Here is a 6,186-nt window from a genome sequence, read left to right on the forward strand (position 1 = left end):
CCTGAGCATCGGCGGCTTTTTTTTTGAGCCCCCTACGGCACCGCCATCAACTGCCCACAAGACAGGATCGGAGGCCATGATGATCGAAGATACCGTTTTCAGCCATCTGCACGCGATTCTGACGCGCCAGCATTCGCTTCCCGTTCAGAGTTGCCGCGTGTCGGTGGAAATGCAGCGCCCGTGGGGCCGCCCGTACCGGCTCGTCGAATGGACGATGCATCTCGACGCACCCGCGCGACGCCAGATCGTACCGGCCGAATCGACCGACGAAGAGATCGCCGAAGTCGTCGCATCGCACGTGCCGGGCCGCCTGTACGGCGACGGCAGGCTGCAGTTCTGACTCCCATACTGTTCCGCTCGTCATCCCCATGCCGGCTCCTCCGCACATGTCATGCGGCACTCGGCCTCGTTTGACGCAGCAACGAAGTCTGCTACGCTGCGCGTTTTCGTCCACGCAACATACGATGGAAAACGCATTCAATGAACGCGGCGTGATGGTCACGCGCAACGGCCTGTCGGCCGCGGGCCAGGTCTTCCCGCTGCGCGACATCCGCAACGTCGACGTCGTCAAGATCCCGAAGAATCGTCTCGTACCGTCGCTGATCTCGCTGATCGGCGCGGCCACCGCCATCGCCGGCGGCATCGGCGCATCGAGCGCGGCGCTCGTCGTCGGCGTGATGCTCGCCGTCGTCGGCTATCTCGCATGGACCACGCAGGACGTCACGTACCGGCTGATGGTCGAGATGCCCGACGGCAAGCGCGAAGCGCTGTCGAGCGTCGACGCCGAGTTCGTCGAACGCGTCGCGCAGATCGTGCGCGATGCACGGACGGCGACGGCCGCCGGCTGATTTCCGCTGCGCGCGGCGACCACCTACTATGGAATGAGCGGCACGCCGCCGCATCGTTCCAGGAGGTCGGCATGAACGCCCAATCGTTGTCCGGCATGCTGCGCGCGCAGGAACTGCTGCTCGTCTCGATGATCCGCTCGCTTCCTCCCGACGCGCGCACCACACTCGTCGACCTCTACGCCGAGCAGCTCGCGTTCGCCGAACAGGCCGGCTTCGAAGGCCACGGCGACCGCGCGACGCACGACGCGTTCATCGCGCATGCGCGCAGCCTCCTGATCCGCATCGAATCGCTGGCCTAGGGCCGGCTTCTCCCGGTTTTCCCCCGCGCGACGCGTACGCCCCGCGCATGACGGCGCTCGTCCGCACGAGTCACCTTTCTTTCTTGTATTGATAATAATTCTCATTTACACTGGCAAAATTGTCAGTTTCCTTTCAATTCGCCGTTCGCCGCGTGTCGCGCAAACGGGCCAGCCAGGTGGACGCGTCACCCAGCCAGCCTTCGGGCTTGTTATCGTCAATGGGAGACCACCTGTGCATTGCTATCCGCTGGCACGGCAGCCGATCTGTGCCGCGCTGTTCGGCGCGTTCGGCCTGTCCGCCGCCCCGGCTCACGCCGATTCGTCGCCGCAAGGCGCCAACCCGCCACCCGCCGTCCTGACCACCGCCGCCGCGTCCACGCGCGGCGATGCGCTGCTCGATCCCGTCACCGTCACGGCTACCCGCACCGCCACCGCCGCGAGCCGCACGGCTGCGTCCGTGTCGGTCATCACCGCCGACGACCTCGACGAGCAGCAGGCCACCAACATCAAGGACGCGCTGCGCTACGAGCCGGGCGTCACGGTGCGCCGCACCGCGTACCGCCCGGGCAGCGCCGCGCTCGGCGGCGGCCGCGACGGCGACTCGAGCATCAACATCCGCGGCCTCGAAGGCAACCGCGTGCTGCTGATGGAAGACGGCATCCGCCTGCCGAACGCATTCTCGTTCGGGCCGCTCGAAGCGGGCCGCGGCGACTATGCGGATCTCGACATGCTCAAGCGCATCGAGATCCTGCGCGGGCCGGCCTCGGCGCTGTACGGCAGCGACGGGCTGACCGGCGCCGTGAACTTCATCACGAAGGATCCGCGCGACTTGCTGTCGATCTACGGCAAGCCCACCTACTTCTCGTTCCGGCCGAGCTACGATTCCGCCGATCGCAGCGTCGGCGCGACGGTGTCGGCGGCCGGCGGCAACGATCGCGTGCAGGGGATGATCATCGCCGACGGCCGGCGCGGCCACGAGGTCGACACCCGCGGCGACAACAATTCGGCGAGCACGCTGCGCACGACGTCGAACCCTCAGGACGTCTATTCGGAATCGCTGCTCGGCAAGCTCGTGCTGACGCCCACCGCGCGCGACACGATCAGGTTCACCGCCGAAACCGTGCAGCGGCGCGTGAGCACCGACGTGCTGTCGGCGATCAACCCGCCGGGCACGCTCGGCCTCACGACGAACGACCGGCTCGAGCGCAACCGCTTCAGCGTCGACTACGACTTTCGCGACGATACGTCCCGCTGGTTCCAGAATGCGCACGTGCAGTTCTACTACCAGGACGCGAAGCAGGACCAATATGCGTTCGAGACGCGCGGCACGCAGCCGTCGCGCTCGCGCGACAACCAGTACAAGGAGCGCACGTTCGGCGGCTCCGCGTTCGCCGAAAGCGGCTTCTCGACCGGCCCGCTCGCACACAAGCTGCTGTATGGCGTCGACGGCAGCCTGTCGCGCGTGACGAACATGCGCGACGGCACGGTGCCGGGCGTCGGCGAAGCATTTCCGAACAAGGCGTTTCCCGATACCGACTACACGCTGTTCGGCGCGTTCGTGCAGGACCAGATCGGCTATGGCCGGCTGCTCGTCACGCCGGGGCTGCGTTTCGACACGTACCGGCTGAGCCCGACGCAGAGCGATCCGCTGTTTACCGGCACCGCGGTGTCGACGAGCGCGAACGAAGTGTCGCCGCGCGTCGCCGTGCTGTACGAGATCACGCCCGCGCTGATTCCCTATGCGCAATATGCGCACGGCTTCCGCGCGCCGACGCCCGACCAGGTGAACAGCAGCTTCTCGAACCCGGTGTACGGCTACACGTCGATCGGCAATCCGAACCTGAAGCCCGAAACCAGCGACACGTTCGAAGCGGGCCTGCGCGGCAAGGCCGGCACCGGCTACGGCGTCGTGCGCTACAGCGCGGCCGCGTTCACCGGCCGCTACCGCAACTTCATCTCGCGCACGACGATCGCGGGCAGCGGCCGCCCGAGCGACCCGTTCGTGTTCCAGTACGTGAACTTCGCCGATGCGCGCATCCACGGCCTCGAAGGCCGCGCCGAATGGATCATGCCGAACGGCATCACGCTGAAGACGGCGATGGCGTTCACGAAAGGCTCGACGCAGAACGACGGCGCGGCAAGCCAGCCGCTGAACACGATCAACCCGTTCTCGGCGGTGTTCGGCGTGCGCTACGAGCCGGGCGAGCGCTGGTTCGTACAGACCGACCTGCTGTTCCAGGCCGCGAAGCGCGACAAGGATATCGACAAGTCCGACTGCTCGAACAAAGCGTGCTTCGCGCCGCCGTCGTCGTTCGTCGTCGACCTGCGCGGCGGCTACCGCTTCAACAAGCACGTGAGCGCGACGATCGGCATCCGCAACCTGTTCGACCGCAAATACTGGAACTGGTCGGACGTGCGCGGCATCGCCGACGATTCGAAGGTGCTCGATGCGTACACGTCGTCTGGGCGCACCGTCGCCGTCAGCATGAAAGTCGATTTCTGATGCGCGCCGCCGCGCGCTGCTACCCAACCGTCACTTGAAGGAGTCCGACATGATGCATTCCGCCCTTCCCGGTCAACCCGCCACGCCGGCGCGTGCGCCCGCCGCCTTGCGCGACGCGTTCGTCAAGCTCAAGGCCGAGCGCCAGCTGCGCAACCGCGACGTCGCGCAGGCGCTCGGCGTCAGCGAAGGCGAGGCGCTCGCCGCGTTCATCGGTGAACACGTGGTGCGTCTCGACGCGCGCTTTCCGGCGATGTTCGAGGAAATGCCGCGCCTCGGCCGCGTGATGGCGCTCACGCGCAACGACACGGCCGTCCACGAGAAAGACGGCGAGTACGCGCAGATGAGCCACGACGGCCCGGTCGGCCTCGCACTCGGCGACATCGACCTGCGCATCTTCTATCGTCACTGGGCGTCTGCGTTCGCGGTGCACGACGAAACCACGCACGGCCCGCTGAAGAGCCTGCAGTTCTTCGATGCGCAAGGTCATGCGATCCACAAGGTGTACCTGCGCACGCACAGCGATCATGCGGCGTACGACGCATTCGTCGCACGCTGGCGCGCGGCGTCGCAACAGCCGGGGCTCGATGTCGCGCCCGCCGCACCGAAAGCGCCCGAGCGCGCCGACACCGACATCGACGTCGCGGGCTTTCGTACCGCGTGGGACGCGATGACCGACACGCACCAGTTCTTCGGCATCACGCAGCGCTTCGGCGTGAGCCGCATGCAGGCGCTGCGCCTCGCCGATCCGCGGTACGCGTACCCGGTCGAGACCGCGCATGCGCTGCGCCACGTGCTCGAACGCGCCGCGCAGAGCGGCCAGCCGATCATGGTGTTCGTCGGCAACGCGGGCATGATCCAGATCCACACGGGCCCCGTCGCGAACGTGCGCGAGGTCGGTGCGTGGATCAACGTGCTCGACCCGGGCTTCAACCTGCACGTGCGCGAGGACATGATCGCCGCCGCATGGGTCGTGAAGAAGCCGACAAGCGACGGCATCGTCACGTCGCTCGAACTGTTCGATCGTCAGGGCGACCATGTCGCGCTGCTGTTCGGCGAACGCAAGCCCGGCCGGGTCGAGCGCGACGACTGGCGCGCGCTCGTCGCGACGCTGCCGGCCACTGCACACGGAGAGGCCCGGTGAGCGCCCGATCGTTCGATGCCCGGCGCCGCGTCGTGCTCGCGAGCGCGGTTGCCGGTGCGCTCGCGGGCGTACTTCCCGGCCGCGCGCTGGCGCAGGCCGCGCCGAAGCGCGTCGTCGTGATCGGCGGCGCGATCGCGGAAACCGCGTTCGCGCTCGGCGGCGCCGACGCACGCGGCTACCGGCTCGTCGGTGCGGACACCACCTGCACGTACCCGGATGCCGCGAAGCGCCTGACGAAAGTCGGCTACCAGCGCGCGCTGTCGGCCGAGGGGCTGCTGTCGCTGCGGCCCGATCTCGTGCTCGCGTCGGCGGAAGCCGGCCCGCCCGCCGCGATCGCGCAGGTGAAAGGCGCCGGCGTCGCGGTAACGACGTTTGACGAGCGTCACGACGTCGACTCGGTGCGCGCGAAGATCACCGGCGTCGCGCAGGCGCTGGACGTACGCGATGCCGGCGTCGCGCTGCTGCAACGCTTCGATCGCGACTGGCAGGCCGCGCGCGATGCGGTCGCCGCGCACGTGCCCGGCGGCGCGCAGCCGCCGCGTGTGCTGTTCGTGCTGAACCACACCGGCAACCAGGCGCTCGTCGCCGGCCAGCGCACGGCCGCCGATGCGATGATCCGCTACGCGGGCGCGCGCAATGCGATGCAGGGCTTCGATCACTACAAGCCGCTGACGACCGAAGCGCTCGCCGCCGCCGCACCGGACATCGTGCTGATCTCCGACGAAGGGCTCGCTGCCGTCGGCGGGCGCGCCGCGTTGCTCGCCGCGCCCGGCTTCGGCGCGACGCCGGCCGGCCGCGCACGGCGCGTCGTGTCGCTCGACGCGCTGTTCCTGCTCGGCTTCGGCCCGCGCCTGCCGCTCGCCGTCACGACCCTGCACCGACGCCTGTCGGATGCGCTCGCCTGATTCCGGATCGTCCCGATGCCTGCTCATGCTTCGCCTTTCTCCGCGTCGCCGCACCCGCCGGGCGCCAACGCCGGCGCCGCGCGCGTCGGCGCGTCGCGCCGCGTTGCGCCATTTGCGCTGGCCGCGCTCGCCGTCCTCGTGTGTGCGATGTCCGTCGTCGCGCTGTGCGTCGGTGCCTACCGCATTCCGTTCGCCGAAGCGTGGGCCGCGCTGAGCGGCGACCCGGCCGCGCAGCAGGCACACGCGGTGCTGTTCGACATTCGCGCGCCGCGCGTTGCGCTCGCGCTGCTGGTCGGCGGCGGCTTCGGCGCGGCCGGCGCCGCGATGCAGGCGCTGTTCCGCAATCCGCTCGCGGACCCGGGGCTCGTCGGCGTGTCGAGCGGCGCGGCGCTCGGCGCGACCACGACGATCGTGCTCGGCCCCGCGCTTTTCGCCGCGCACGTGAGCGCGGCCGTGCTGCCCGTCGCCGCATTCGCGGGCGCGCTCGCGG

General features: G+C 68.9%; 7 protein-coding genes. All 7 read left to right on the top strand.

Translation table 11 applies throughout. From position 1 onward, the window contains the following. Window positions 1–79: 79 nt before the first annotated feature. Window positions 80–340: a DUF2866 domain-containing protein gene (locus tag J7024_RS08245; RefSeq protein ID WP_059448988.1), complete on the top strand. Its 261-nt coding sequence runs from the start codon at window positions 80–82 to the stop codon at window positions 338–340. Window positions 341–464: 124 nt separating this feature from the next. Then, window positions 465–848: a DUF6232 family protein gene (locus J7024_RS08250; RefSeq protein ID WP_124826633.1), complete on the top strand. Its 384-nt coding sequence runs from the start codon at window positions 465–467 to the stop codon at window positions 846–848. 71 nt (window positions 849–919) lie between these two features. After that, window positions 920–1,147: a hypothetical protein gene (locus J7024_RS08255; protein WP_124826634.1), complete on the top strand. Its 228-nt coding sequence runs from the start codon at window positions 920–922 to the stop codon at window positions 1,145–1,147. 232 nt (window positions 1,148–1,379) lie between these two features. Then, entirely contained in the window at window positions 1,380–3,650 is a 2,271-nt protein-coding gene (locus J7024_RS08260; RefSeq protein WP_175750625.1) for a TonB-dependent hemoglobin/transferrin/lactoferrin family receptor, read from the top strand. Between the two features lie 49 nt (window positions 3,651–3,699). Next, window positions 3,700–4,791, top strand: coding sequence for a hemin-degrading factor (locus tag J7024_RS08265; protein ID WP_234744972.1), 1,092 nt, complete (start codon window positions 3,700–3,702; stop codon window positions 4,789–4,791). Continuing rightward, on the top strand, window positions 4,788–5,696 hold the full coding sequence (locus J7024_RS08270) for a heme/hemin ABC transporter substrate-binding protein (RefSeq protein ID WP_124826637.1): 909 nt from the start codon (window positions 4,788–4,790) through the stop codon (window positions 5,694–5,696). Before J7024_RS08265 ends, J7024_RS08270 begins: the two co-directional genes overlap by 4 nt. 15 nt (window positions 5,697–5,711) lie before the next feature. Further along, a partial coding sequence (locus J7024_RS08275; protein WP_234744973.1) for an iron chelate uptake ABC transporter family permease subunit occupies window positions 5,712–6,186 on the top strand: 475 nt, incomplete at its 3' end.

It is taken from the genome of Burkholderia sp. WTPI3, from assembly GCF_021483755.1.
Taxonomy (GTDB): domain Bacteria; phylum Pseudomonadota; class Gammaproteobacteria; order Burkholderiales; family Burkholderiaceae; genus Burkholderia.

What these genes read in the sequence shown, in the direction of transcription:
- J7024_RS08245 (WP_059448988.1), top strand. Translation starts at nt 80, where the DNA reads ATGATCGAAGATACCGTTTTCAGCCATCTGCACGCGATTCTGACGCGC.
- J7024_RS08250 (WP_124826633.1), top strand. Translation starts at nt 465, where the DNA reads ATGGAAAACGCATTCAATGAACGCGGCGTGATGGTCACGCGCAACGGC.
- J7024_RS08255 (WP_124826634.1), top strand. Translation starts at nt 920, where the DNA reads ATGAACGCCCAATCGTTGTCCGGCATGCTGCGCGCGCAGGAACTGCTG.
- J7024_RS08265 (WP_234744972.1), top strand. Translation starts at nt 3,700, where the DNA reads ATGATGCATTCCGCCCTTCCCGGTCAACCCGCCACGCCGGCGCGTGCG.